Annotated in this window: 1 protein-coding gene; it reads right to left on the reverse strand. The window is 44.0% G+C overall.

All coding sequences use genetic code 11. From position 1 onward, the window contains the following. Nucleotides 1–277, reverse strand: a 277-nt coding sequence (locus AAEZ00_RS21140) for an aldehyde dehydrogenase family protein (protein ID WP_351089855.1), incomplete at both ends; no start/stop codon positions are given.

The following is a 277-nucleotide window of genomic DNA, read 5'->3' on the forward strand; positions in this document are numbered from 1 at the left end:
TGATAGTGCCCCATGCCAGACGGACCAATACCGCCAAAGGGCGCGTCATCCGCGGCCACATGGAATACTGTGTCATTAATACAAACGCCACCAGAATGAGTTTGCTGCAATACTTGTTGCTGCGTTTGTTGTTCAAAACTCATGAGATACAAGGCTAATGGTCGGTCATTTCGGTTGATATAACCTATTGCTTCATCTATCGACTGATAGCTAATAATGGGTAATAAAGGGCCAAAAATTTCATCCTGCATAATGAGCATATCGTCTGTGGTATGTG

This window comes from Shewanella sp. S1-49-MNA-CIBAN-0167 (assembly GCF_040310145.1).
Classification (GTDB): domain Bacteria; phylum Pseudomonadota; class Gammaproteobacteria; order Enterobacterales; family Shewanellaceae; genus Shewanella; species Shewanella psychromarinicola.